Origin of the sequence: Streptomyces sp. NPDC001410, from assembly GCF_042895235.1 — a bacterium.
In the GTDB taxonomy this organism is placed as follows: domain Bacteria; phylum Actinomycetota; class Actinomycetes; order Streptomycetales; family Streptomycetaceae; genus Streptomyces.
On sequence record NZ_JBIAWE010000008.1, the window covers coordinates 320,293 to 343,992 of the forward strand.

The following is a 23,700-nucleotide window of genomic DNA, read 5'->3' on the forward strand; positions in this document are numbered from 1 at the left end:
GCCATCCCCATTCAAATACCGGTATAGTAATTGGCATGGTGGAACTGAAGACGGACACGTCCCTTGACGCGATGCACGCCGCAGGCCGGGTCGTCGCACGAGCCCTGACCGCTGTACGAAAGGCCGCCGCCGTCGGCGTCTCCCTGCTGGAGCTGGACGAGGTGGCGCGGGAGGTGCTGCGCGAGGCCGGGGCCTCCTCCCCTTTCCTCGGCTACCGCCCCTCCTTCGCCCCGACCCCCTTCCCGGCGGTGATCTGCGCCTCGGTCAACGACGCGATCGTGCACGGCATCCCCACCCGCTACCGCCTCCGTGACGGCGACCTGGTCTCCATCGACTGCGGCGCCCACCTGGACGGCTGGGCCGGCGACTCGGCGATCAGCTTCACGGTCGGCCGTCCCCGCCCGGCGGACCTGCGCCTCGTCGACACCGCCGAGCGCGCCCTGGCGGCCGGCATCGCGGCAGCCGTCGTCGGCAACCGCATCGGCGACATCGCCCACGCCGTCGGCCGGGTCTGCCGCACGGCGGGCTACGGCATCCCCGCCGGCTTCGGCGGTCACGGCGTAGGCCGCCACATGCACGAGGACCCGGAGGTCCCGAACGAGGGCCGCGCGGGCCGGGGACTTCCGTTGCGTCATGGCATGGTCCTGGCGATCGAGCCGATGCTGATCGGCGGCGGCAAGGACGCCTACTACGAAGCGAGCGACGGATGGACCCTGCGCACGAGCGACGGCTCCCGCGCAGCCCACGCCGAGCACACCGTGGCGATCACGGAAACGGGACCTCGCGTCCTTACCGCAAGGGAAACCCCCTAGGGGCGCGGGATCCTGTCGATCTGCGGCTCCGCCGCGATGCCGTCGGAGACCATCCGTGCCAAGGTGTTATGAACGGACACCAAAGGAACGGAACGCCATGACCAACGGCTACCCTCCCGACCCCTTCGGTGATTTCCTGGGCCGCTTCCTCGGCAGCACCCCCGGCGGACCCGAGCGCCCCCGCCACATCGACATCGGCCGCCTGCTCAGCCAGCCGGCCCGGGAGATGGTGAGAGGGGCCGCCCAGTACGCCGCCGAGCACGGCAGCCGGGACCTGGACACGCAGCATCTGCTGCGCGCGGCCCTGGCCACCGAGCCCACCCGGTCCCTGCTCAGCAGGGCCGGTGCGGACCCCGACTCGCTCGCTACGGAGATCGACGACCGCGCGGGCCCCGTCCAGCACCCCCCGGGCGAGACACCCCCGCCGACGTCGCTCTCGCTCACCCCGGCCGTCAAGCGGGCCCTGCTCGACGCGCACGAGCTGGCGCGGTCGACCGGTGCCGGGTACATCGGCCCGGAGCACGTGCTGAGCGCGCTGGCCGCGAACCCGGACTCGGCGGCCGGGCACATCCTGCACGCGTCCCGTTTCTCGCCGGCCGCCCTGCCGCCCGAGGCCCCTGAGGCCACCCAGACGCGCACGGAGCGCCAGCGTCCCACGTCCACGCCGACGCTCGACAAGTACGGCCGCGATCTGACCGAGCTGGCCCGGGAGGGGCGTGTCGACCCGGTCATCGGCCGCGACGAGGAGATCGAGCAGACCATCGAGGTGCTGTCCCGGCGCGGGAAGAACAACCCGGTGCTGATCGGCGACGCGGGTGTCGGCAAGACGGCCATCGTGGAGGGGCTCGCGGAGCGGATCGCGGACGGGGACGTGCCGGACATCCTGGCCGGGCGGCGGGTGGTCGCCCTGGACCTGACCGGGGTCGTCGCGGGCACCCGCTACCGGGGCGACTTCGAGGAACGTCTGAACAACATCGTGGAGGAGATCCGCACCCACTCCGACCAGCTGATCGTCTTCATCGACGAGCTGCACACGGTCGTCGGCGCCGGTGCGGGCGGCGAGGGCGGTGCGATGGACGCGGGCAACATCCTCAAGCCCGCGCTCGCCCGCGGCGAGTTGCACATCGTGGGCGCGACGACCCTGGAGGAGTTCCGCCGGATCGAGAAGGACGCGGCGCTGGCCCGCCGCTTCCAGCCGGTCCTGGTGCCCGAGCCGACCGCCGAGGACACGATCGAGATCCTGCGCGGCCTGCGCGACCGGTACGAGGCCCACCACCAGGTCCGGTACACCGACGAGGCGCTGGTGGCCGCCGTGGAGCTGTCGGACCGCTATCTCACCGACCGGCGCCTGCCCGACAAGGCGATCGACCTGATCGACCAGGCCGGCGCCCGGGTGCGCCTCGGCGCCCGGACGAAGGGCACCGACGTGCGCACGATGGAGCGCGAGGTGGAGCAGCTCGTCTGCGACAAGGACCAGGCGGTCGCCGACGAGCAGTACGAGCAGGCCACCCAGCTGCGGGACAAGATCGGCGCGCTGAAGCAGCGGATCTCCGAGGCCAGTGGCGGGGACGAGGCCGACGAGGGGCAGAACCTGGAGGTGACCGCGGAGGCCATCGCCGAGGTGGTGTCCCGGCAGACCGGCATCCCGGTGAGCCGGCTGACCCAGGAGGAGAAGGAGCGGCTGCTGGGTCTGGAGGGGCATCTGCACCAGCGGGTGGTCGGCCAGGAGGAGGCGGTGAGCGTGGTCGCCGAGGCCGTACTGCGCTCCCGCGCCGGGCTCGCGAGCCCGGACCGGCCGATCGGCAGCTTCCTGTTCCTCGGCCCGACCGGCGTCGGCAAGACCGAGCTGGCCCGCGCGCTCGCCGAGGCCCTGTTCGGCAGCGAGGACCGCATGGTCCGCCTCGACATGAGCGAGTACCAGGAGCGGCACACCGTCTCCCGGCTGGTGGGCGCTCCGCCCGGGTACGTGGGCCACGAGGAGGCCGGCCAGCTCACCGAAGTGGTGCGCAGGTACCCGTACTCGCTGCTCCTGCTCGACGAGGTGGAGAAGGCCCACCCGGACGTCTTCAACATCCTGCTGCAGGTCCTGGACGACGGGCGGCTGACCGACTCGCAGGGCCGCACGGTCGACTTCACCAACACGGTCATCGTGATGACCAGCAACCTCGGCTCCGACGTGATCACCCGGCGCGGTGCCGGGATCGGCTTCGGGCCGGGTGGCGCGCAGGCCGACGAGGAGGCGCGGCGCGAGCAGATCCTGCGCCCGCTGCGCGAGCACTTCCGGCCGGAGTTCCTGAACCGGATCGACGAGATCGTCGTGTTCCGGCAGCTGACGAGCGAGCAGCTGCGGCAGATCACCGACCTGCTGCTGGAGCGCACCCGCCGGCTGCTGGACGGCCAGAGCGTCGCGGTCGAGTTCACGGACGCGGCCGTCGACTGGATCGCCGAGCGCGGCTACCAGCCCGAGTACGGCGCGCGCCCACTGCGCCGCACCATCCAGCGCGAGGTCGACAACCAGCTGTCCCGGCTGCTGCTGGACGGCACGATCGCCCCGGGCAGTCGGGTCACGGTGGACGTCAGGGACGGACGGCTGGACTTCCGTGCACAGCAGGCGCAGCCGTCCGCTCCCGAGGTGTGAGGGTCACGGGTGTGCGGGTCACGGCGCCGCCGGATGGACCACCATCGCCGAGCCGCCGCCGCGGCGTACCTTCTCGGCGGCGGCCAGCCACCTGCCGTCCGGCAGCCGCTGGACGCCGGTGGCAGCGCCGATCTCCGGGTTCAGCTTGAAGCTGTGCCCGATGGCCTCCAGCCGAGTCCTCAAGTCGCTGTTGTACAGGCCTGGTTCGAGTTCGGTCTGGGCCGCGTTGCGCTGGCTGGCGCGCGGGGCGGCGATCGCGTCGACCAGCGGCAGATGCCGGTCGAGGAACTCGGTCAGGGTCTGCAGCACAGTGGTGATGATGGTCGCGCCGCCGGGCGAGCCGAGCGCCACCACCGGCCGGCCGTGCCGGTCGAGGACGATGGTCGGTGAGATGGAGGAGCGCGGCCGCTTGCCGGGGCCGGGCAGGTTCGGGTCGTGCACGGCCGGGTTGGCCGGGGCGAAGGAGAAGTCGGTCAGCTCGTTGTTGAGCAGGAAGCCCCGGCCGGGCACGGTGATGCCGCTGCCGCCGGTCTGCTCGATGGTGAGCGTGTAGGCGACGACGTTGCCCCACTTGTCGGCCGCGGTCAGGTGGGTGGTGTTCTCGCCCTCGTACGTCGTCGGGGCCGCCGTACCGCCGGTGCCGCAGGCGGCGGGGTGACGCGGGTCGCCGGGTGCGAGCGGACTGCTGAGGACCGCGTCGTCCCTGATCAGGCAGGCGCGCGAGTCCGCGTACCGCTGCGAGAGCAGGTCCTTGGTCGGTACGTCCTCGAAGGCGGGGTCGCCGACCCAGCGGCCGCGGTCGGCGAAGGCGATGCGGCTCGCCTCGATGTAGTGGTGCAGGTACTGCACCTCGCCGGCCTTCGAGAGGTCGGTCTTCTCCAGGATGTTGAGCGCCTCGCCGACGGTGGTGCCGCCGGAGGAGGAGGGCGCGATGGAGTACACGTTCAGACCGCGATACGAGGTCCTGGTGGGCTTCTGGAGCTTGGCGTCGTAGGCGGCCAGGTCCTTCTCCTCCAGCTTGCCGGGGCGGGCGTTCCAGCCCGAACCCGGGTCCACCGGCGGCTTGTTCACCGTGTCGACGATGTCGTCGCCCAGGTCGCCCTGGTAGATCGCGCCGACGCCCTTCCTGGCCAGTTCCTGGTAAGTGCGGGCCAGATCGGGGTTCTTGAAGGTGGAGCCGACGACCGGGAGCTGTCCGTCCGGCAGGAACAGCCGGGCGGTGTCGGGGAAGTAGCGGAACCGGGTCTCGTTGGACGCGGTCTGCGCGCGGAAGGTGTCGTCGACGGTGAAGCCGTCGCGGGCGATCCGCTCGGCGGGCTTGAGGACCGTACCGAGGCTTCTGCTGCCCCACTGGTCCAGCGCCGTCTGCCAGGTGGCGGGCGTGCCCGGGGTGCCGACGCTCAGGCCGCTGCTGACGGCGTCGGCGAAGGCGAGCGGCTTGCCGTTCTCCGTGAACAGGTCGGCGTCGGCGCTCAGCGGCGCGGTCTCGCGGCCGTCGATGGTGTGCACCGTACGGGACTTGGCGTCGTAGTAGACGAAGTAGCCGCCTCCGCCGATGCCGGCCGAGTAGGGCTCGGTGACGCCGAGCGCGGCCGCGGTGGCGACGGCCGCGTCGACCGCGTTGCCGCCCTTCCTGAGCACCTCGATGCCGGCGGCCGAGGCGTCCGCGTCGACGCTGGCCACGGCTCCGCCGTAGCCGACGGCCACCGGAACCTTCGTGGGCGTCTCTCCCGCCCCGGCGGGCGGGGCCGCCGCTCCCACCGACACCATGGCGGCCGAGACCGCCATCACCGCCAGTTTCCGCGCGCCAGGGCGACCCATCCGTACCTCCCGTCGGGACCGTCCGCGCAGCGTAACGAGATTGCCGTAAGGCCAACAGTACGCCTCGGCCGCACGCCCCACGACCGTCACAGTTCGAACGCCGGTACGTAGTCGTTGCCCGGGCCCGCTACCATGCGCGGCCATGAACGACGACGTGCGCAATATCGTCCTGGGCCTCATAGCGGCCGGCATCAGTGCCGCGCTGGGGTGGCTGGCCCGCACCTACCTGTGGCAGCGCAAGCTGCGGCGCAAGCAGGAGTTCTTCGGGCTGCCCGAGAACTCGGAGTCGCTGCTCGTCGTCAACCGCGACCCGGCCACCTCGGAGCCGGCCGTGCACCGCTTCGACGTCTTCGCGCTCCTGGAGCTGTCCGCCCTGATCAAGGACTGCGGGGCGCACCTGCAGATGGTGACGCAGGACGCGACCCAGCAGGGGTTCGGCGAGCGCACCGAGTTCTGCGTGGGCGGCCCCGCGTCGAACCGGCGGATGCTGGCCCACATGGCGGCGATGCTCCCGGGCATCCGCGTGAACATCGATCCCGAACCCGGCCCGGACCGTGGTGCCTTCCAGATCGGCGGCGAGCGGTACCGCCTGGAGCCGGGCGTGTCCGAGTACGTCCTGCTCGCCCGGCTCAGCGCCGGAGAGAACACCCGGCCGGTGTTCCTGTTCTGCGGACAGCGGGCCATCACCAACCAGGCCGCGACCCGCTATCTCGCCCGCAACCACGAGCGGTTGCACCGCAAGCACGGCAACAGCACCTTCGTCCTGCTGCTGAAGGTGGTCAACTCCCAGGCGTACGGGCCCGATCTGGTCGAGCTGGTCGCGGACGTGACACGGGCGGCGCAGGCGCCTCTGCCGGCGGCGGAAACCGTGCGTACGTCGCACCGGGCCTCTTGACGCTCAACAAACTTTACCGGCACGTAACTTACCGACGGGTTACTTACGGTAAGGTCCGCCGGTTACCGTCGGGTCACTTTGCACTGACACGAGTGAGGAGTGACCCATGGGACATGGTCGCACCACCTGGCGTACCTCCGCCGTAGGAGTCGTCTCCGCGGCGCTGATCGCGGGGACCGTCGTCGGCCTGGCTCCGGCCGCCCAGGCCGCCTCGTCCGTCCGCTTCGTGGACATCACGGGCGACGGCGGCACCGTACTGAAGGCGAACGTCGTCACGCCCGCGGGCGCCGACGGCTCGCACAGCTACCCGCTCATCGTGCTGCCCACGAGCTGGGGCCTGCCGCAGGTGGAGTATCTCGCCCAGGCGCAGAAGCTCGCCGACTCCGGCTACGTGGTGCTCACGTACAACGTGCGCGGGTTCTGGCAGTCCGGCGGCGAGATAGAAGTGGCGGGTCCGCCGGACATAGCGGACGCCTCCAAGGTCATCGACTGGGCGCTCGCCAACACCCCCGCCGACCCGCGGCACATCGGCATGGCGGGCGTCTCCTACGGCGCCGGCATCAGCCTGCTGGCCGCCGCCCACGACAAGCGCATCAAGGCCGTCGCCGCGCTCAGCGGCTGGGCCGACCTGATCGACTCGATCTACTCGGGCCGCACCCAGCACGTCCAGGCGGGCGCCCTGCTCGACGGTGCGGGCATCATCACCGGCCGCGAGAGCCCCGAACTCCGGGAGATCTTCGACAACTTCTACGCCTCCAACCTGACCAAGGAACAGGAGATGGTCGACTGGGGGCGCAAGCGTTCCGCCGCGACCTACGTCGACCAGCTGAACAAGAACGGCGCCGCGGTCCTGATGGCCAACGCCTGGGGCGACACGATCTTCCCGGCCAACTCGTACGCCGACTTCTACGAGAAGCTGACCGTCCCGAAGCGGCTGGAGATGCGCCCCGGCGACCACGCGACCGCCGAGCTGACCGGCCTGTTCGGGCTGCCCAACGACGTGTGGACGGACACCGGGCGCTGGTTCGACCACTACCTCAAGGGCGCCGACAACGGCATCGACCGCGAGCAGCCCGTCCAGCTCAAGTCCCGTAGCGCGGGGGGATACGAGGGCTACCCGGACTGGAAGTCGGTCGGCGCGACCCGCACCAAGCTCGCGCTCGCGGGCTCCACCACCATCCACGCCAACATCGACTCGGGCGCGGACGGCGGGATCGTCTTCCTCTCCAGCATCCTGGACCAGGTCGCCCAACTGCCGCCCGTCGCCTCGATCCCGCTGCTGCCGCGCCGCTGGGCGGCCGTGTGGCAGTCGGAGCGGTACGGCACGGCCCAGCAGGTGCGGGGCACGGCCACGCTGCACACCACGCTCACCCCGACCAAGGAGAGCGGCACCCTCATCGCCTACCTGTACGACGTGGGTCCGCTCGGCTTCGGCAAGCTGGTCACCAACGCGCCCTACACCTGGCACGGTCGGACGCCCGGCGAGCCGTTCGACGTGAACCTGGACCTGTTCTCCACCGCCTACGACGTACCCGCCGGGCACCGCCTCGCGCTGGTCGTCGACACCGTCGACCCGCTCTACATCGAGCACAACCCGTCCGGCGCGCAGCTGACCTTCTCCTCGCCGCCGGACGACCCGTCATACGTGTCCGTCCCCGTGCGCGAGCAGTGATCATCGGCTGCCGCCGGACGAGCCTGGCCCTTGTATCCCGGTGCGGTTCGGCGAGATCACCATCACCACAGGGATGAACGGCTCATCGTAGTCGAGGTCTGCGATCCAGGCGTAGTCGGCGTCAGGCCTCGGCGATCTCCCCGTACAGCTGGGACAGTTCGGGGACGCCGGTCGCGGCCCAGGCCCGGCCGGCGTCCACGACCTCGACCTCGCGGCCGGAGGCGAGCCGCAGCACGGGCTCGCCGTCGGACCTGATCTCCCAGCCGGCCCCGGGCACGGTGCGCACGACGACCGTGCCCAGGTACAGCCCCGCGTCGTTGCCCAGCCAGGGCAGCGTCTCCGCGTCGTCGCGCCAGCGCGGGACCAGTTGGTCCAGCGCCTCCAGGGAGGCCGGGGTGTCGTCGAGGCGGACGCCCGCCTCGTCCGCCTGGGAGCGGAGCAGTTCACATTCGGACAGGAGCGCGGCGATCGCCTCGGGGTCGGCCGGCAGCACCGCGCCACCGTTCTTGTGGTGCCTGGGGCCCAGGAACGGAATGTTCATGGACCCAGCCTGGCATCACACGTCCAGGTCGACCACCACCGGCGCGTGGTCGGACGCGCCCTTGCCCTTGCGCTCCTCGCGGTCGACGTAGGAGTCCTTGACGGCTTTCGCGAACGGCTCGTTGCCGTACACCAGGTCGATGCGCATGCCGCGGTTCTTGGGGAAGCAGAGCTGGCGGTAGTCCCAGTACGTGTACGGGCGGTCGTACTTCAGGGGGCGCGGGACCACGTCCGACAGGCCCGCCTCCTGGAGGGAGACCAGGGCGGCGCGCTCGGCGGGGGTCACGTGGGTGGAACCCTCGAAGGCGGCCACGTCGTAGACGTCGTCGTCGGTGGGCGCCACGTTGTAGTCGCCCATGACCGCGAACGGACGGCTGCCGGAGGCGTCACCGGCGACGGCGGCCTTCAGGGCCTCGAACCACTGGAGTTTGTAGGCGTAGTGCGGGTGGTCCGCCTCGCGGCCGTTGGGCACGTACACCGACCAGACGCGGACCGCGCCGCAGGTCGCCGAGATGGCGCGCGGCTCGGTCACGCCCTCGTAGCCGGGGTCGCCGGGCAGGCCCTTGACGACGTCCTCCAGGCCGACGCGGGAGAGCACCGCCACGCCGTTCCACCGGCCGGTCGCGTGGACCGCCGCCTCGTAGCCCAGCTCGCGCAGCTGGTCGAACGGGAACTGCTCCTCGGCGATCTTGGCTTCCTGGAGGCAGAGCACGTCGGTGCCGCTGCTCTCCAGCCAGGCGAGCAGCCTCGGGAGGCGGGCGGTGATCGAGTTCACGTTCCAGGTGGCGATGCGCATGTCTCACAACCTACCCGGCGGGTGTGACAGCGCGCCTCAGACGTCCGCCGACGCCCCCGGAGTGAGCCGCTGGTGGTCCGTGCCGCCCAGGGCGCCGATCTGACGGTCGTAGATCGGACGGGCGAGGTCGGTCAGCAGGGCGTCGTGGATGTCGTAGGCGCGCTGCGGCTTCACCTCGCGGACGTAGTCGATCACCTCGGAGATCTTGTTCCAGGGCGCCTGCACCGGGAGCATCAGCGTCTCGACGGGCAGGTCGGGGACGGTGAGGGCGTCGCCGGGGTGAAAGACCCGCCCACCGTCGATCAGGTAGCCGACGTTGGTGATGCGCGGGATGTCCGGGTGGATCACCGCGTGCAGCTCGCCGTGGACCTGCACGTCGAAGCCCGCGGCGGTGAACGTGTCGCCGTGGCCGACGGTGTGCACCCGGCCCGGGAAGGCCGCCGCGATCTGCTCGGCCACGGACTTCAGGGTCCAGATCCCGGCGGCCGGGTTCGCCTCCAGGGCGGCCCGCAGCCGGCCCTCGTCGAAGTGGTCCGGGTGCTCGTGCGTGACCAGGATCGCGTCCGCGCCGGCCGCCGCGTCCTGCTCGCTGAACCCGCCGGGATCGATCACGAGCGTCCGCCCGTCCTTCTCCAGGCGGACACAGGCGTGGGACTTCTTGGTGAGCTTCATGTCTCCCCATCCTGCCGTCTGCGGCGGCCCGGGGCTCACTCGGCGGGGGTGGTCTCCTCGCGGATGACCTGCTGGGCCACCCGGAACGCGCTGTTCGCCGCCGGGACACCGCAGTACACGGCCGCCTGCAGCAGCACTTCCCTGATCTCGTCCGGGGTGAGGCCGTTGCGCAGGGCGGCGCGGGTGTGGAAGGCCAGCTCCTCCAGGTGGCCGCCGGCGACCAGCGCGGTGAGCGTGACGCAGCTGCGGGTGCGGCGGTCCAGGCCGGGCCGGTCCCAGATCTCGCCCCAGGCGTAGCGGGTGATGAACTCCTGGAAGCCCCCGGAGAACTCGTCGGCCTGGGACAGCGCCCGGTCCACGTGCGCGTCGCCGAGCACCTCCCGGCGGACCTTCAGCCCGGCCTCGTACCGGTCGGGCAGATCGAGCGGCTGCGGCGGTGCGACGGCGGGGGCGATCTCGGCGACCGGCACGACCTGGGGCGCCGCCGTCAGCGCCGGGTTGACGGGGACGGCCGGGAGGGCCGTCTGAGCGGTGTCGAAGGGCTGCAGCCAGGCGGTGGAAAAGTGCCGGACCAGCAGGTCGGTGACGGCGGCGGGCTGCTCCACCGGCACCAGGTGGGAGGCGCCGGGCACGACCGCGAGCCGGGCGTCCGGTATCCCCGCGACCAGGGTACGGGCCTCGGCCGGTCCGGTTACCTGGTCCTCGGAACCGACCAGCACCAGGGTCGGCGCGCCGACCCGGCCCAGCTCGGCCCGGACGTCGAACCCGGCGAGGGCCTCGCAGGCGGTGATGTAGCAGCCCGGGTCCGTGGTGCGCACCATCTGTACGGCCCACTCGGTGATCGCGGGCTGCGCGGCGGCGAACCCGCCGGTGAACCAGCGGTCGGGCGAGGTCCGGGCGATCGGGTCGAGCCCGTTGGTCCTAACGACCACCCCGCGCTGGCGGAACTCGTCGGGGGTGCCGAACCGGGGTGAGACGGCGACCAGTGCGAGCGAGGCGAGGCGCTCGGGGTGGCGCAGGGCCAGCTCGATGCCGATCGCACCGCCCAGCGCACAGCCCGCGTAGCCGAAGCGCTGCACACCGAGCGCGTCCAGGGTCACCAGCAGGCGGGCCGCCAGCTCACCGACGGAGCCGACCGGGTGGGCGGGGGCGCCGCCGTGGCCCGGCAGGTCGAACCGGAAGACCCGCCACTGCTTCGTCAGCTCGGGGATCTGGCGGTCCCACATGTGCCATGTGGTACCCAGTGAGGGACCCAGGATCAGGACCGGGGCGTCTTCTGGCCCGTCAAAGCGGTATTGCAGGGTGTTCGGTGGTGTCTCGCTCACGCCCCAGACCCTCTCACGTCTCACACTGCCCCTATGGCGGGGGTTGTGGCTGCACAGGTCTGACCAGGTGGAAGACCTCTCGTGCCGCGTAGCGCTTGAGGCTGCGGACTATCTCGCGCCGGGTCTTGCCCTCCTTGTTGCGGCGTTCGTAGTACTCCTGGGTACGTGGGTCGACGCGCAGGCGGGTCTGCACGATCCGGTGCAGGGCCGCGTTCGCCTGCCGGTCGCCGCCGCGGTTGAGGCGACGGTACTTGCGACTGCCCGAGGAACGCTCGACGGGGCTGACTCCGCACAGCGCCGCGAACGACGCCTCACTGCCCAGGCGTTCCGGGTTGTCCCCGATCGTGATCAGCAAAGTGACGGCGGCGTCCGGACCGATGCCCACCACCTCGAGCAGCTGCGGAGCGTGGCGCTCCACCAGCCGGGTCAGGCGGCCTTCCAGCTCCTGGACCTCTTCGCTGAGCCGCTTGATGCGCCGGGCAAGGAGCCCCAGGGTCACGTGGGTGGCGTGGAGCACCGCCCCTTCGCCGGCCTTGTGGTTCGGGCTGTCGTCGACGAGCCCGGCGCAGGTGCGGAAGAGTTCTGCGTTGCCCAGCCCGGCGAGTTCCTCCCTCAGCTGCGGATCGGCACGGCCGGTCAGGTCCTGTGCTGTGCCGGTCCACCCCACCACCGTGCCCCGATCGTCGAGCACGGCCGCGGCCAGACCGTCGAAGGCGGGCGGCCAGCCGCCGGGGCCGGAGACGCTCGTCGCACCTCGAAAGGCGCCTGCCGGGTCGGCGTTTTCAACATCCGATGGGTCCATGTCTCTGGCTTTCATTTCGAGGTTCCGCGACTACGGCAGATGGGGATCCTGTGGCGGCTGTCGGCGCTCAGCGGGCACCTGTTGGGGATGGCAGGTCCTGTTCGGCCCAGACGACCTTGCCGTCTGTTACGGAGCGGAAACCGCACCTGCGCGACAGCCGACCGACCAGATGAAGGCCGCGGCCGTGCTCGTCGAGATTGCCGGGATGGCGGGAGCGTGGCCGACCGGTGTTGGTGTCGGAGACTTCGCAGGTAAGCACCCGGTGCTGAATGAGCCGTAGGCGGATCGGGCCGTCGCCGTGGCGGATCGCATTGGTGACCAGTTCACTGACGAGCGACTCCACGGCCGTCACCAGCGGCTCCAGACCCCATTCACGGAGTTGACGGGCGGCCAGACGCCGGGCCGTCGGGACGGTGACGAGTTCGTTCGGCAGATCCCAGGACGCGACCTGGGCGGGTGGCAGGGCGCGCGTCCGCGCAAGGAGCAGAGTGACGTCGTCGGCCGGTGCCTGCGCCGACAAGGTCTCCATCGCCCGCGAGCACAGGTCCTCCAGGGCGGCACCGGGCTGTGCCAGGGCGGCGCCCAGACGCCGCAGGCCGACGTCGATGTCCTCGCCGCGGGACTCCACCAGGCCGTCGGAGTAGAGGGCGAGCACGCTTCCTTCGGGCAGTTCCAGTTCCACGGACTCGAAAGGCACCAGGCCGAGACCGAGGCCCAGCGGGGCTCCGGCCGGCAGGTCGGGGACGGTGACTCCGCCCTGTGCGTCGACGACCAGGGGCGGCGGATGCCCGTCGCGTGCCAGCGTGCACCGTCGGGAGACCGGGTCGTAGACGGCGTACAGGCAGGTGGCACCGACGACCGCGGGAACCCGGTCGGTGTCGTCGGCGTCCTCGTCGTTCAGTCGCCGGACCGTGTCGTCGAGGTGCGCCAGCAGTTCGTCCGGGGGCAGGTCGAGGTCCGCGAGCGTGCGCACGGCGGTGCGCAACCTGCCCATGGTCGCCGCAGCGTTGATGCCGTGTCCCACCACATCGCCGACGACCAGCGCTACCCGTGCGCCGGACAGCTCGACCACATCGAACCAGTCGCCCCCCACACCGTGGTCCATGTCGGCGGGCACATAGCGCGAGGCGACCTCGAGGGCAGCACCGCCCTGCACCCGGTGAGGGAGCAGGTCGCGTTGCAGCGTGAGAGCGGCGGTGCGCTCGCGCGCGTACTGGAGCGCGTTGTCCAAACAGAGCGCGGCCCTGGTGACCAGCTCCTCGGCGAGGAGCAGGTCGTCCTCCTGGAACGGCGTCTGTTCCGTGGAACGGCCGAACAGCGCCAGTCCCAGCACGCAGCGCCGGGCACGGATGGGTACGACCATCAAGGAGTGGACGCCGCTGTCGCGTACCTTCTGCGCACGCGTCGGATCGTGGTCGACCCAGGGGCCGGCATGAGTGTCCAGCACCGGTTCCAGGTGAGATCTGCCCGTGCGCAGGACGGCGGCGAACGACGAGGTCGGGGGGACGTGGATCACCTCTTCACGCACCGCTGGCATCTCCAGGACACCCTGGTCGACGGAGGCCACCCCGGCACGGCGCAACACAGGGCGGCGTCCGCTCGTCGTGCCGATCCGTGCGGCGGGCTCGAGTCCGAACGGAACCGACTCCACCAGGTCGACGACGGCGTGGTCGGCCAGCAGGGGCACGGTGAGCTCTGCCAGTTCCTGGGCGGTCTGCATCACGTCGAGGGAGCTGCCGATGTGCGTGCTGGCCTCGCTGAGGATGGCGAGGCGCTCGCGCGCCCGCTTGTTTCCGGTGACGTCCACGGTCATGGAGCACACGCCCAGCGGCGTGCCGTCCGCGCCCTGGAGACAGAAGAAGGAGGCGGAGAACGCGTGCTCGCGGGGGCGGTCCGCAGGCGGCCACGCACGGTACTCGTGCACCGTCGTCGTGCCGCTCTGCAGCACCTGTCGCATCACCACCTTGAGCGCTTCGGCCTCGACGGCGGGCAGTGAGTCCTTCAGACCGCGCCCGAAGCGTCGGTGACGAGGCACGCCGTCGTGCCGCTCCATGGCGTCGTTCACCCAGACACAGCGCAGCTGCGCGTCATAAACGACGATGCCGATCGGGGCTCGGGCAAGGAGCGACTCCCGCACCGGTCCCCCGGTCGCCCCCGAGGACAGAGATCCTGTGTCCGTCACGGACACCAGCCACCGGGTGCCGGCGTCCTGCCCCCGCAGCAGCGAGACCCGCAGCGTCATCCTGAGCGTGTGGCCGTCGCGGTGGCGTATCGCGACAGTGCCGGACCAGCCGCCCCGCGCACGGCACTGCTCGGAGAACGCCGAAGCCCTCCGTGCGTCCTCGGGAGGCGGCAGCACGTGTACGGCGGACCGGCCCACGACCTCCCCGGCCATATAGCCGACGAGCTGCTGGGCGGCGTGCGTCCACCCCACGACGATGCCCTCGGCATCGATCATCGCTATCGCGGCGTCGGGCACCTCAGGGAGGCTCACCGGCTCGGCGAGGAGGGTGTGGTCAATGTTGGTCATTCGCGGTCCATCCCATCGGTGCGGAAGTAGGAGCGTCGGCCTGTGGCCCGGCGACCCTGTGTGCAGCGGTGGTGAACGACGATGTCCCGGTGACCGGCACACGGTGCGGCATGTGTCATATCAGAGCAAATTGCCCATTCCTGATGAAATCATCAGACGTAATGGCTTGGACGTCAAGACCTTCACAGGTGATCGAAAATTCAGACGCGTGGGCTCCAGCTCACGGCTCTACAAGTGAACGGACGGGCGGCGGGTTCCGCGGAGCATGCACGGCGGGTGGGAGCGGCTCCCCGAGGCTCAGACCACCCGTCGGATGGCAGCCCACCCTGGCGGTCGCCCGGCAGACTGGGCGCCGGGACGATGCCGGGGAACCCATACCCGTAGTGCCCGAGGGCTGATGCGGCACCGCACGGGAGTCGGCAGGCTGACGGCTTCGCCGTCCAGCCCGGCGGGGAGGGCCGGGACGTCGGCGTAGACGACGACGTCGTCAGGCGTGGCGAGACGGGTGAGGCCGTGCGGTTGCCCGCTGCGCAGCCTCGTGGCCGTCTCGGCGGGCGTCTCCGCCCTGACGGCCAGCACTCCCAGGAGACCGAAGTCGAGGTGCGCCCTCCTGCCGGGCCCGGCCGGGTCATCCACTTGGTAGGGGTTGTTGCTCACCAGCACGGCATCCGGCCCGTCCACGGTGAGCAGCCCGGTACGGACCACCAGCTCCGGGCCCTCGTGGCGGGCCAGGAATTCCGGAAGGATGCGCACGGCCGTGCCAAGCTTGTCGTCCCGATAAGCCGGGTCCTGCACCAAGGCGGCATAAGCACCGAACGAGACGTTGTTCACGAACACCCGCTCGCCCGCGTACCCCAGATCCACGCGCAGCTCGACGCCGTCCGTGAGGGCCTCCAGCGCGGCCGAGGGATCCTCACGGTCCAGGCCGAGATCCATGGCGAAGTGGTTGCGGGTACCCGCCGGAACGACCACGAAGGGCAGGTTGCTCTCCGCTGCCACCTCTGCGACAAGCGCCTGTGTACCGTCTCCGCCTGCCACGCCCAGCAGATCCGCACCGTCGTCCACCGCACGTCTGGCGACCGTCGCCAGATCCTGGAGCCGGAAATGATCGATCAGGAACACCTGGGCTCCGAGCGTGCGGGCGCGTTCCGCGATCCGGAACCGGCTCGCCTTCCCTCCCCCCGAACGCGGATTCACGATCACACAGGGCCGCCGTGCGCCGGTCGTCGGCCGCGGCGCGTTCTCGGTCACGGCGCGTACCCTGAAGCCGCGTGCATCAGCCGAGCGCGCCTCACTGACGACAGCAGGTTTGCCGCGATCACGCCCGCAGCTGACTGCTCCGTCCCCCACCGGACCGGCGGTCCGGCTATTGCGTCTGCGGCCACCGCCACCATGACACTCCTTCGACGGTTACGGCCTATGGCATCAGCTTGCAGCTCGGCCTGGGGATCCGCACCTGGGATGCGGCGGTGCCCATAACGCCTTGACCACCGCCGAGCCGACGTCGTCTCCTTCACGGCGTACGGATGAGAGTCCGGCCGGGGCCTTCTCCAACGCCAGCCGAACGAGGCGAGAACGCCCGGGACGTGACGGACACGGCAGCCTCGGGGGCAATCCGTTGGGGACGGCCGAAGCATCCATCACCACGGCCCGAAGAGGGCTCCTCGTTTTCCCGTGACCGGGGCTGGGCACTCGGTGCCCATGGCGACGCATCCGGTTCCGGTGCGAACCATCCTCGCCACCATCGGCCTGGTGCTCGCCACCTACGTCGTACTTGAGCTGGTGGTCCAGGCTCGCCGGGTCCTGATCTGGGCGGTCATCGCCTTGTTCCTGGCCGTCTCCCTTCATCCGGCGGTCGAAGCCCTGCAGCGACGGCTGCCGCGATGCCGACGGTCGGTGGCCGCCCTGCTGGTCTTCCTGGCCGCGGCCGCGGCCGTCGGCGCGGTGGTCGCCCTGTTCGTCATCCCCCTGGCCCAGGAGGGAAGCCGGTTCGCCGGTCGTCTGCCCGTCATGATCAGGGACGCCCAGGCCGGCCGCGGACCAGTCGGCAACCTGTTGGAGCGGACGCACGCTCTGCAGTATCTCCAGCAGCATCAGGCGCAGATCCGCGCGTTCGCCACCGGACTGAGCACGCCCGCCATGAGGTTCCTTCGCAGCGCCGCGAGCACCACGGCAGGCGTCGTCACGATTTTCGTGCTGGCCTATGTGATGGTGCTGGAGGGTCCCAGGGCCATAGACCGGTCCCTGGCCCTCGTGGACGAGGCGCCCGCGGCCCGCATACGCCGCGTCGGAGCCGCTTGCGCTCGCACCGTCAACGGCTATCTGACCGGGAACTTGCTGATCAGCGTCATCTGCGGGCTTCTGACCTACGTCGTGCTGCTGGTTTCCGGAGTGCCGTTCGCCGGGCTGCTGGCCCTCTTCGTCGCCGTGACCGACCTCATTCCCCTGGTGGGAGCCACCATAGGAGCTGTCGTCGCCTCCGGAGTGGCGTTCGTCCACTCCCTGCCGGCCGGCATCGCGGCCGTCATCTTCTTCATCGTCTACCAGCAGGCCGAAAACCATGTCCTGCAACCGGTCATCCTGTCTCGGACGGTGAGACTCAACCCCCTCACCGTGCTGCTGGCCACCCTGATCGCCGCCGAAGTCGCCGGGATCCTCGGTGCCCTGCTGGCGATTCCCGTCACCGGCATCATCCAGGTCGTCCTCGGTGACATCTGGGCTCACCGCGGCGGTCGGCCACTGAGGCTGCCGACACGGACAGACAACAGCCCCGAGAAGGCCGACCGTTCCGACGCCCCCGAATAACGGCCTCACGGGATCCGGCAGCCCAAGCGCAACGAGGAGTTCGCTCAGGTCGACGAGGCTTCTCCGCTTCCCCGGCTCGGGCGGAACGTGAGTGCGGCCCTGATGAATGTGCCGATGCCCCAGATCGCCCCGCCGAGTTGGGCGCGCCGCACGACGCCGGCTTCGTCATCGTGACCGCGCCCACTTCGATGCCCGCGAAGGAGCGCTCGCCGGCCGACGGCCCGGGCAGGTGGCGTAATGTCGCCGCTCGCCGGCGCCCGGTCGGTCCGGCTCCGCCGCTCAGTGCTGGGCGTGCGGGCGTGCGTGGAACAGGGGGCGCCGCTGGGGGGCCGTGCCGGCAGCCAGACGACCGATCTCGACGCGTGTCCTGATGGCGCGGACCACTTCGGTCAGGCCCAGAACTATGGCCATGACGCCCACTACCAGCGTGAGTGTCGCAATGGAGGCGAACGGCATGACGATCATCACGATGCCGGCCATGGTGCCGATGATGCCGAAGGCCACGTGCCAGCCGCGCGCCGGCATGGTCTGATCGGAAGCCGCCGCGACCGTCTCCAAGGTGCCCCGAAGCAGCCAGCTGAAGCCGATCCACAGGGCGAGCAGGAAGACCGACTCGAGGGGGCCCCGGAAGCAGATCAGTCCCAACAGGACGGAGGCCGCGCCGGTGATGAAGTGCAGTACGCGAAGATGCCGGGGGACGTGGGTGCCGAAGGCGGCGGCGAGTTGGAAGGCACCGGTGGCCAACAGGTAGACGCCGAAGAGCACGCCGACGACGCGCAGCGTCTCGCCCGGCCAGACCAGCGCGATGACGCCCAGGGCGATGGTGGCGAGGCCCATGGTGAGCAGGATCTGCCAGCCCACGTTCGCCAGGGCGGCGATACCTACGGCCGCAGGACCCTCGTGTGGCTCGGTGCCACGTGGCGGAACGGAACCGGGGGAATCGGAAGGAGATGTCATGGCACCTACCTCCTTCTGTGAGCAGCGTGGTCACGTCACTACATGTCCATCGTCACCCGATCAGCCTCATGCCGCTCGGTGGGGAGGGCGAGGGTCCGTGGCGCATGAGGTAGTCCGAGCAAGCCCCTTCGTCCTGCGGAAGCCGGGGCCGTTTTCGCCGGACCCCGCGGATGACGGCGGCCAGACACAGTCGCGGTGTCCGTTCGCGTTGAAGACCGCATTCACCCGTGGGGGGCGATGACGGCACGTCCTTGAATCCTGCCGTCGTGCAGGAGCTGGTAAGCCTCGTTCGCGCGTTGCAGGGGGAAGTGCTCGACCAGCACCTCGATCTTCTCCTGCTGGGCGAGCGTGATCACATCCATCAGTTCGGTGAGGGAGCCCCAGTAGGGCGAGGCGACCGAGCACTCGTGCGGCGGGCTGGAGAAGTCGACGGGAAGGGTTCCGCCACCGAGGCCGACAATGGTCAGGTGCCCGAGCACCCTGGCCACCCGGGCAGCCATCCGCAGTGTCGCGTCCATGCCCACCATGTCCAGCACGAGCTGGGCGCCCTGCTGCGCCGTCATATCCCTGATGCGCGCGATCGCCTCGTCGCCCGAGAGCAGAGCCTCCTCGGCACCCAAGCGCTGGGCGGTCTCCAGCTTTCCGGCGTCGGTGTCCACAGCAACGACGGTGGTCGCCGCGCTGAGCGCGCGCAGAATCTGGATGGTCATCTGGCCCAGACCGCCGGCCCCGATCACGACCGCGGTCGAGCCCGGTCCCAGCAGGTGCAGCGACCGCTTCACAGCGTGATAGCCGGTCAGTCCGGCGTCGCTGAGCGGGGCGGCCTGGCGGGGATCGAGGGCGCCGAGCGGAATCAGGTAGCGCGCCGCCGGGACCAACAAATACTCGGCCATGCCGCCGTCGTGACCGCCTCTCAGACCCGGGCCCTCACCACCGAGGTTCTGGCAGTAGTTTTCCCTGCCCTCACGGCAGTTGGCGCACCCTCCGCAGCCCCAGGCGCCGTAGACGATCACAGGGTCCCCGGGCGCGAAGCCAGTGACGCCCGGTCCCAGCTGCTCCACCCACCCGGCGTTCTCGTGGCCGAGTGTGAAGGGAAGGTTCGTGAAGCCGGGCAGCGGTCCGGGTGCCTGCATGATGTGCAGATCTGAGTGACAGGCACCGGCACCCGCGACCTTCACCAGGACCTGGCCCGCGCCGGGCCCGGGTACCGGCACCTCGCGCAGCTCTGGCGGTTGCCGCCAGCCGACGAGTTGAAAAGCCCGCATGGCGATCCTTTACGCGATGCTGGTCAGTCGCGGATGCCGTCGATGTCGACCAGGACGTGACGCGGACCGCGGAAAATCTGGTTGTGACGGTACGGCGGCGGGTCCTCGACCAGCCGGGGGTTCCGCACCCGGCGGACGAACTCGCCGACCGCAAGCTGGACCTCGAGTCGCGCGAGCGGGGCGCCGAAGCAGAAGTGGATGCCCTGGCTGAATCCGAGGTGCTGGTTGTCGCGGCGCTCGAGGTCGAGAACGTCGGGGTCGGTGAACCGTTCCGGGTCGCGGTTGGCCGAGCCGTACGCCAGGAAGATCGGCGCTCCCTTCGGGATGGTGGTGCCGGCGATGTCGATGTCTTCCAGGGCGGATCGGGTGTGCCAGAACTGCACCGACGACTCGAAGCGCAGCAGCTCCTCCACCGCGGGCACGATCAGTTCGGGCCGGTGGCGCAGCCTTTCGAGCGCGTCGGGGTGGCGCAACAGGGTGAGCACGCTGTGGGCGATGAGGTTGACCGTGGTCTCGTGTCCCGCGAAGATCAGGAGCAGGGCGTTGCTCGCGAGCACGCCCTGGGACATCCGTTCCTCCGGACCGTCCTCGTTCACCAGCGCCGAGAGCATGCCCGGGCCGGGCTGCCGGGCGTACCGGTCGAGCAGATCCGCTGCGAACTGCCCGAACTCCTGCACGGCCTGCCGCCCCCCGGCCAGCCGGCTCTGCATCTCTTCGGAGGCGGCCTCGGGGCCGAAGTCCAAAGCGTCCAGGGCCGTTTCGATCCAGCGGTGGAAGCGTGACTCGTCCTCCAGTGGCACGCCCAGCACCTTGCAGATCACCGTCACCGGCAGGGGGTAGGCGTAGTCGTCGACGGCGTCGATCCGGGTCTTGCCCCGCATGTCGTCCAGGAGCCCGGCCACGATGCGATGGATCTCGGGTTCAAGGTCGGAGATCAGGTGAGGGGAATGGGGAGGGCCGACGAAATGCGGCGTCATCATCCGGCGATCTCGATCGTGCTCGGGTGGATCCTGGGTGATGATGTTCGGCTCCAAAGAGATGACCGCCTCCGTGATCGGCTCGGTCTCCGCCTCCACCGCTCCCTCGGCCGGGGCCGCGGCCGGGACGGGGCACTTGCCTGGATCCGAGCTGACCCGGGGGTCGTGGAGCAGCGCGACGATCTCCCGGTAGGTGCTGACGACATAGGTGCCGTCCGGCTGCCGCGCCACCGGTGTCTTGCGCAGTTCCTCGTAGAAGGGGTACGGGTTGGCGCGGTTGGCATACCGGAGGGCCTGCTGCCAGGGGGTTTCCTCGACCACGAGGCTCCCCTCCTTCTTCCTGTCGATGCTGTCCGCCTACAGGCTTGGCCCGGCGGGCGTGTCAGTGACGCCGCGGACGGAACTCGGCCGTCCGCTCGCTCGGGGCGTGTCCGGTCAGGACGACGTCGGGGACAGCCGTCGGGACCCTCGGGTCAGGGAACTCGGCCGGCACCGGCTTCATGTCGGGCGGCTGGTCCCAGCCCGGCGGCGGAGGCGGGAACGGACCGGATCGCTCGATCAGCTTCCCGTAGTGCTCCAGCCACTTGCCGTGATCGAAGGTGACGGCCGCGACGATGCGGCCCCGGTGACCGTAGGCCGCAGCGAAACGGCGCTCCTCGACGGACCCTTGAGTGAAGACGATCTCGTCACCGAAAGGCGGCACGCCGACGGACTTGATGTTCACGCCGAACTGACCGGACCAGAAGCCGGGCAGCAGCAGATGCGGACGATAGTGGGGCTCCAGGTTCACCATGTTGTGCGCCGCGACCTCCGCACCGAATACAGCGTTGTCCCAGTGCTCCATCGCCAGGAACTGGTACTCGTACAGCACATGCGGCGCACGCGCCACGTCCCCTGCCACGTAGATGCTGTCGGTGACCACACCGTTGATGTCGAAGGCCCGACCACCGGCGTCGCACCCGACGCCCCAGAAACCGGCCGCCAGCCCCGAGCCCTCCAGCCACTCCACGTTCCGGATCGACCCCAGCGAAGCCACCACCACATCGGCGTCGACGGTGGTTCCGTCGGACAGATGCGCACGCCGCACGTGCCCACCGGAGTCGCCCTCCAGTGACGACACGCCCAGCCCGCAGCGCAGGTCCACGCCGTGATCACGCTGCATCTGCGCCGCGATCTCCCCGATCACCCCGCCCAGCGCCCCGACCAGCGGCGCCGAACCCCGCTCGACGACGGTCACCGGGATGCCGAGCTCCCGGCAGACAGAGGCCACTTCCGAGCCGATGAACCCGGCGCCGATGACCAACACTCGCGACGGCGGCTCGGCCAGCGCCTTCTGCAACTGCTCCGCATCATCACGCGAACGAATCGTGTGGACCCCGTGCAGTGCGGCCTCGGCCGGGTTCGGCCACTGCCGCGCGCGGGTGCCCGTGGCGATCAGCAACCGGTCGTACGGCACCTGCTCCCCGTCGGCCAGGCGCACCTGCTTGGTGACCCGGTCCAGCCCGACGGCGGCCACCCCGAGCCGCCAGTCCGCATCCACTTCTCGCATGCGGGGCAGCTTCGTGTGGTCGGCCGGCACCCAGCCCTTGAGTACCTGCTTGGACAGCGGCGGACGGTCGTAGGGCTCGTACGGCTCGTCCCCGATGATGGTCAGGGAACCGGTGAAGCCTTCCTCGCGCAGCGTCTCCGCGGCCCGCAGCCCGGCCAGGGAAGCGCCCACGATGACGATCCGGCCGCTGGCCCGGAACTCGCGCACCAGCTCTGCAACCGTTGCCCGCAGAGTCATGGCGTCTCGTCCCGCTTCGCGCCGTCCAAGCGGTCGATCACGATCGCCTGCACCGGGCATGCCGCAGCCGCTCGCTCGACCTGCAGGCGCCGCTCGTCATCGGGGTTCGGCTCATAGGTGAGCGCCTCCTGGCCGTTCAACCTGAAGACCTCGTGCGCCAGATACACGCATTGCGCGTATCCCTGGCACCGATTCAGGTCCACGACGATCCGCATGGGCAGACTCCTTCCGCTCCGACTCCGCCCCACGGCGACCATCGACCCGGTCATGCAGCCTCGGTCATGAAGCCACGGGCCGGTTTCTCAAGCCTCCCGGCAGGGCGACGGGGCCGGATGCCCCATCCGTCGCCCCGGCCAGGCCACCGAATGAGCAGGTTCGGTCCTGTTCGCTGCGCCGCTTCCTTCACGGTGACGCTTGTCGGCTGTGAGCGTGGGCGTAACCAGACGGGGGCGCTGCATCGACGGTGTCGGCATCAGGGGGTGCCCCGGTCATCACGCCCCAAAAAAATACTCGTCCCGCCTTCTGACGATCGCAAATCCGCCGCTGCGGCGTACTGGATGCATCCGTGACTTCGAGACCTCACTCCGCGGGCTACGGCGATCTCCGGGCCGGTGAAGCCACCGATCACCAAGTCCCGCTCCGACCGCCGTCCCGCCCGTCCGGCCAACCCGACCGCGTCCTGGCGCGTGCGCCGGGTGGACACACACTGCCGCGGCCAAAGCAAGGAAGGCCAGCGTGCAGAGGGGGCCGGCGACAGGCAGCTCGCGCTGAAGAGCGACATCTGGTGGCGCTTGTGCCAGCCGGTCAACGGTTACCTTCGTCACTTCGACATTTCCATACGACGTATGGTAACAATGAAAGCGTGCTTCCATACGACGTATGGAACTGCCCGCTCGGACCACACCGGGCGTCATACATCGCCTGGCAGAACCGCCGTTGGCGCAGATCACCCCCTCGGGAAGGAAAGATCATGAACAAGCTCGCGAAGCGCATCGCCCTCACTGTCTCCTCCGTCGCGGTCGCCGGTGCCGCCGTTCTCGGTGCCGGTGGCACTGCTTCGGCCGCGCCCCTTGCGTCCGCGCACGCCCAGCACCCGACCGACAGGGCCGTGGCCGCTGACTACAGATGGGACCACGGTGTCGGCTACCTGCTCGAGCGGGGCTATTCCTGCGACGAGACCCGCGGCTGGCACCAGGACCGCCACGGCACCGATTCGACCCGGCACGACTGCGACGGTCTCTACTACCGCGATGGTCACTTCTACCGCTGGAACGGCGTGGGACACGGCTGGACGTCCGACAGGTACTACCGCCACGACGGGAACCGCTGCGAGCACGACGGCGGGGGCAGGCACCGCCACGACCTGAGCCGCGACGACCGGTGAGACGGGTCTCGGCCATGGGCGCA

General features: G+C 70.2%; 19 protein-coding genes. 6 read left to right on the top strand and 13 right to left on the bottom strand.

The genetic code is table 11. The features are described from left to right. Positions 1 to 35 precede the first annotated feature (35 nt). Entirely contained in the window at positions 36 to 812 is a 777-nt protein-coding gene (map, locus tag ACFY3C_RS19730) for a type I methionyl aminopeptidase (RefSeq protein WP_390771648.1), read from the top strand. A gap of 97 nt (positions 813 to 909) precedes the next feature. Next, complete coding sequence (locus ACFY3C_RS19735) at positions 910 to 3,450, top strand: ATP-dependent Clp protease ATP-binding subunit (RefSeq protein ID WP_390771649.1); 2,541 nt, start codon at positions 910 to 912, stop codon at positions 3,448 to 3,450. An 18-nt stretch (positions 3,451 to 3,468) separates the two neighbouring features. On the opposite strand, the gene ggt is transcribed toward ACFY3C_RS19735, so the two are convergent. Beyond that, positions 3,469 to 5,271: a gamma-glutamyltransferase gene (gene ggt, locus ACFY3C_RS19740; protein WP_390771650.1), complete on the bottom strand. Its 1,803-nt coding sequence runs from the start codon at positions 5,269 to 5,271 to the stop codon at positions 3,469 to 3,471. A gap of 142 nt (positions 5,272 to 5,413) precedes the next feature. On the opposite strand from ggt, the gene ACFY3C_RS19745 reads away from it, so the two are divergent. Both ACFY3C_RS19745 and ACFY3C_RS19750 read left to right on the top strand, forming a co-directional pair. Beyond that, entirely contained in the window at positions 5,414 to 6,166 is a 753-nt protein-coding gene (locus tag ACFY3C_RS19745) for a hypothetical protein (RefSeq protein WP_390771651.1), read from the top strand. Positions 6,167 to 6,272: 106 nt separating this feature from the next. After that, the gene (locus tag ACFY3C_RS19750; RefSeq protein ID WP_390771652.1) at positions 6,273 to 7,838 is read left to right on the top strand and encodes an alpha/beta fold hydrolase; all 1,566 of its coding nucleotides are present in this window, start codon (positions 6,273 to 6,275) and stop codon (positions 7,836 to 7,838) included. Between the two features lie 121 nt (positions 7,839 to 7,959). Here the strand turns inward: ACFY3C_RS19750 and ACFY3C_RS19755 are convergent, their stop codons facing one another. The 7 genes from ACFY3C_RS19755 to ACFY3C_RS19785 all read right to left on the bottom strand — a co-directional run bounded on the left by ACFY3C_RS19755 (position 7,960) and on the right by ACFY3C_RS19785 (position 15,754). Next, on the bottom strand, positions 7,960 to 8,379 hold the full coding sequence (locus tag ACFY3C_RS19755) for a DUF6278 family protein (protein ID WP_390771653.1): 420 nt from the start codon (positions 8,377 to 8,379) through the stop codon (positions 7,960 to 7,962). 15 nt (positions 8,380 to 8,394) lie between these two features. Next, positions 8,395 to 9,174: an exodeoxyribonuclease III gene (locus tag ACFY3C_RS19760; protein WP_390771654.1), complete on the bottom strand. Its 780-nt coding sequence runs from the start codon at positions 9,172 to 9,174 to the stop codon at positions 8,395 to 8,397. Between the two features lie 36 nt (positions 9,175 to 9,210). Then, positions 9,211 to 9,846, bottom strand: a complete 636-nt coding sequence (locus ACFY3C_RS19765; RefSeq protein ID WP_390771655.1) for an MBL fold metallo-hydrolase — start codon at positions 9,844 to 9,846, stop codon at positions 9,211 to 9,213. Positions 9,847 to 9,881: 35 nt separating this feature from the next. Then, the gene (pcaC, locus tag ACFY3C_RS19770; protein ID WP_390771656.1) at positions 9,882 to 11,171 is read right to left on the bottom strand and encodes a 4-carboxymuconolactone decarboxylase; all 1,290 of its coding nucleotides are present in this window, start codon (positions 11,169 to 11,171) and stop codon (positions 9,882 to 9,884) included. Positions 11,172 to 11,202: 31 nt separating this feature from the next. Continuing rightward, positions 11,203 to 11,973 carry a transposase gene (locus tag ACFY3C_RS19775; RefSeq protein ID WP_390771657.1) on the bottom strand — a complete coding sequence of 257 codons (771 nt, stop codon included), beginning with the start codon at positions 11,971 to 11,973 and terminating at the stop codon, positions 11,203 to 11,205. Positions 11,974 to 12,040: 67 nt separating this feature from the next. Beyond that, complete coding sequence (locus ACFY3C_RS19780; protein WP_390771658.1) at positions 12,041 to 14,503, bottom strand: SpoIIE family protein phosphatase; 2,463 nt, start codon at positions 14,501 to 14,503, stop codon at positions 12,041 to 12,043. A 297-nt stretch (positions 14,504 to 14,800) separates the two neighbouring features. Beyond that, positions 14,801 to 15,754: a diacylglycerol/lipid kinase family protein gene (locus ACFY3C_RS19785; protein ID WP_390771659.1), complete on the bottom strand. Its 954-nt coding sequence runs from the start codon at positions 15,752 to 15,754 to the stop codon at positions 14,801 to 14,803. A gap of 450 nt (positions 15,755 to 16,204) precedes the next feature. On the opposite strand from ACFY3C_RS19785, the gene ACFY3C_RS19790 reads away from it, so the two are divergent. Continuing rightward, positions 16,205 to 17,308, top strand: coding sequence for an AI-2E family transporter (locus ACFY3C_RS19790; RefSeq protein WP_390771660.1), 1,104 nt, complete (start codon positions 16,205 to 16,207; stop codon positions 17,306 to 17,308). Positions 17,309 to 17,587: 279 nt separating this feature from the next. On the opposite strand, the gene ACFY3C_RS19795 is transcribed toward ACFY3C_RS19790, so the two are convergent. The 5 genes from ACFY3C_RS19795 to ACFY3C_RS19815 all read right to left on the bottom strand — a co-directional run bounded on the left by ACFY3C_RS19795 (position 17,588) and on the right by ACFY3C_RS19815 (position 22,508). Next, positions 17,588 to 18,265, bottom strand: coding sequence for an HdeD family acid-resistance protein (locus ACFY3C_RS19795; RefSeq protein ID WP_390771661.1), 678 nt, complete (start codon positions 18,263 to 18,265; stop codon positions 17,588 to 17,590). Positions 18,266 to 18,486: 221 nt separating this feature from the next. Further along, entirely contained in the window at positions 18,487 to 19,530 is a 1,044-nt protein-coding gene (locus tag ACFY3C_RS19800; RefSeq protein WP_390771662.1) for an NAD(P)-dependent alcohol dehydrogenase, read from the bottom strand. A gap of 23 nt (positions 19,531 to 19,553) precedes the next feature. Next, positions 19,554 to 20,828 (bottom strand): cytochrome P450, encoded by a 1,275-nt coding sequence (locus tag ACFY3C_RS19805; RefSeq protein ID WP_390771663.1) that lies wholly within the window; start codon positions 20,826 to 20,828, stop codon positions 19,554 to 19,556. A gap of 61 nt (positions 20,829 to 20,889) precedes the next feature. Then, the gene (locus ACFY3C_RS19810; RefSeq protein ID WP_390771664.1) at positions 20,890 to 22,293 is read right to left on the bottom strand and encodes an NAD(P)/FAD-dependent oxidoreductase; all 1,404 of its coding nucleotides are present in this window, start codon (positions 22,291 to 22,293) and stop codon (positions 20,890 to 20,892) included. Continuing rightward, positions 22,290 to 22,508 carry a ferredoxin gene (locus tag ACFY3C_RS19815; protein ID WP_390771665.1) on the bottom strand — a complete coding sequence of 73 codons (219 nt, stop codon included), beginning with the start codon at positions 22,506 to 22,508 and terminating at the stop codon, positions 22,290 to 22,292. Before ACFY3C_RS19815 ends, ACFY3C_RS19810 begins: the two co-directional genes overlap by 4 nt. Positions 22,509 to 23,263: 755 nt before the next feature. On the opposite strand from ACFY3C_RS19815, the gene ACFY3C_RS19820 reads away from it, so the two are divergent. Further along, positions 23,264 to 23,677: a hypothetical protein gene (locus ACFY3C_RS19820; RefSeq protein WP_390771666.1), complete on the top strand. Its 414-nt coding sequence runs from the start codon at positions 23,264 to 23,266 to the stop codon at positions 23,675 to 23,677. Positions 23,678 to 23,700 lie beyond the last annotated feature (23 nt).

What these genes read in the sequence shown, in the direction of transcription:
- ACFY3C_RS19815 (WP_390771665.1), bottom strand. Translation starts at nt 22,508, where the DNA reads ATGCGGATCGTCGTGGACCTGAATCGGTGCCAGGGATACGCGCAATGC.
- ACFY3C_RS19780 (WP_390771658.1), bottom strand. Translation starts at nt 14,503, where the DNA reads ATGACCAACATTGACCACACCCTCCTCGCCGAGCCGGTGAGCCTCCCT.
- ACFY3C_RS19810 (WP_390771664.1), bottom strand. Translation starts at nt 22,293, where the DNA reads ATGACTCTGCGGGCAACGGTTGCAGAGCTGGTGCGCGAGTTCCGGGCC.
- ACFY3C_RS19775 (WP_390771657.1), bottom strand. Translation starts at nt 11,973, where the DNA reads ATGGACCCATCGGATGTTGAAAACGCCGACCCGGCAGGCGCCTTTCGA.
- ACFY3C_RS19745 (WP_390771651.1), top strand. Translation starts at nt 5,414, where the DNA reads ATGAACGACGACGTGCGCAATATCGTCCTGGGCCTCATAGCGGCCGGC.
- ACFY3C_RS19760 (WP_390771654.1), bottom strand. Translation starts at nt 9,174, where the DNA reads ATGCGCATCGCCACCTGGAACGTGAACTCGATCACCGCCCGCCTCCCG.
- ACFY3C_RS19795 (WP_390771661.1), bottom strand. Translation starts at nt 18,265, where the DNA reads ATGACATCTCCTTCCGATTCCCCCGGTTCCGTTCCGCCACGTGGCACC.
- ACFY3C_RS19755 (WP_390771653.1), bottom strand. Translation starts at nt 8,379, where the DNA reads ATGAACATTCCGTTCCTGGGCCCCAGGCACCACAAGAACGGTGGCGCG.
- ACFY3C_RS19735 (WP_390771649.1), top strand. Translation starts at nt 910, where the DNA reads ATGACCAACGGCTACCCTCCCGACCCCTTCGGTGATTTCCTGGGCCGC.
- ACFY3C_RS19820 (WP_390771666.1), top strand. Translation starts at nt 23,264, where the DNA reads ATGAACAAGCTCGCGAAGCGCATCGCCCTCACTGTCTCCTCCGTCGCG.
- ACFY3C_RS19765 (WP_390771655.1), bottom strand. Translation starts at nt 9,846, where the DNA reads ATGAAGCTCACCAAGAAGTCCCACGCCTGTGTCCGCCTGGAGAAGGAC.
- ACFY3C_RS19800 (WP_390771662.1), bottom strand. Translation starts at nt 19,530, where the DNA reads ATGCGGGCTTTTCAACTCGTCGGCTGGCGGCAACCGCCAGAGCTGCGC.
- ggt (WP_390771650.1), bottom strand. Translation starts at nt 5,271, where the DNA reads ATGGGTCGCCCTGGCGCGCGGAAACTGGCGGTGATGGCGGTCTCGGCC.
- ACFY3C_RS19790 (WP_390771660.1), top strand. Translation starts at nt 16,205, where the DNA reads ATGGCGACGCATCCGGTTCCGGTGCGAACCATCCTCGCCACCATCGGC.
- map (WP_390771648.1), top strand. Translation starts at nt 36, where the DNA reads ATGGTGGAACTGAAGACGGACACGTCCCTTGACGCGATGCACGCCGCA.
- ACFY3C_RS19750 (WP_390771652.1), top strand. Translation starts at nt 6,273, where the DNA reads ATGGGACATGGTCGCACCACCTGGCGTACCTCCGCCGTAGGAGTCGTC.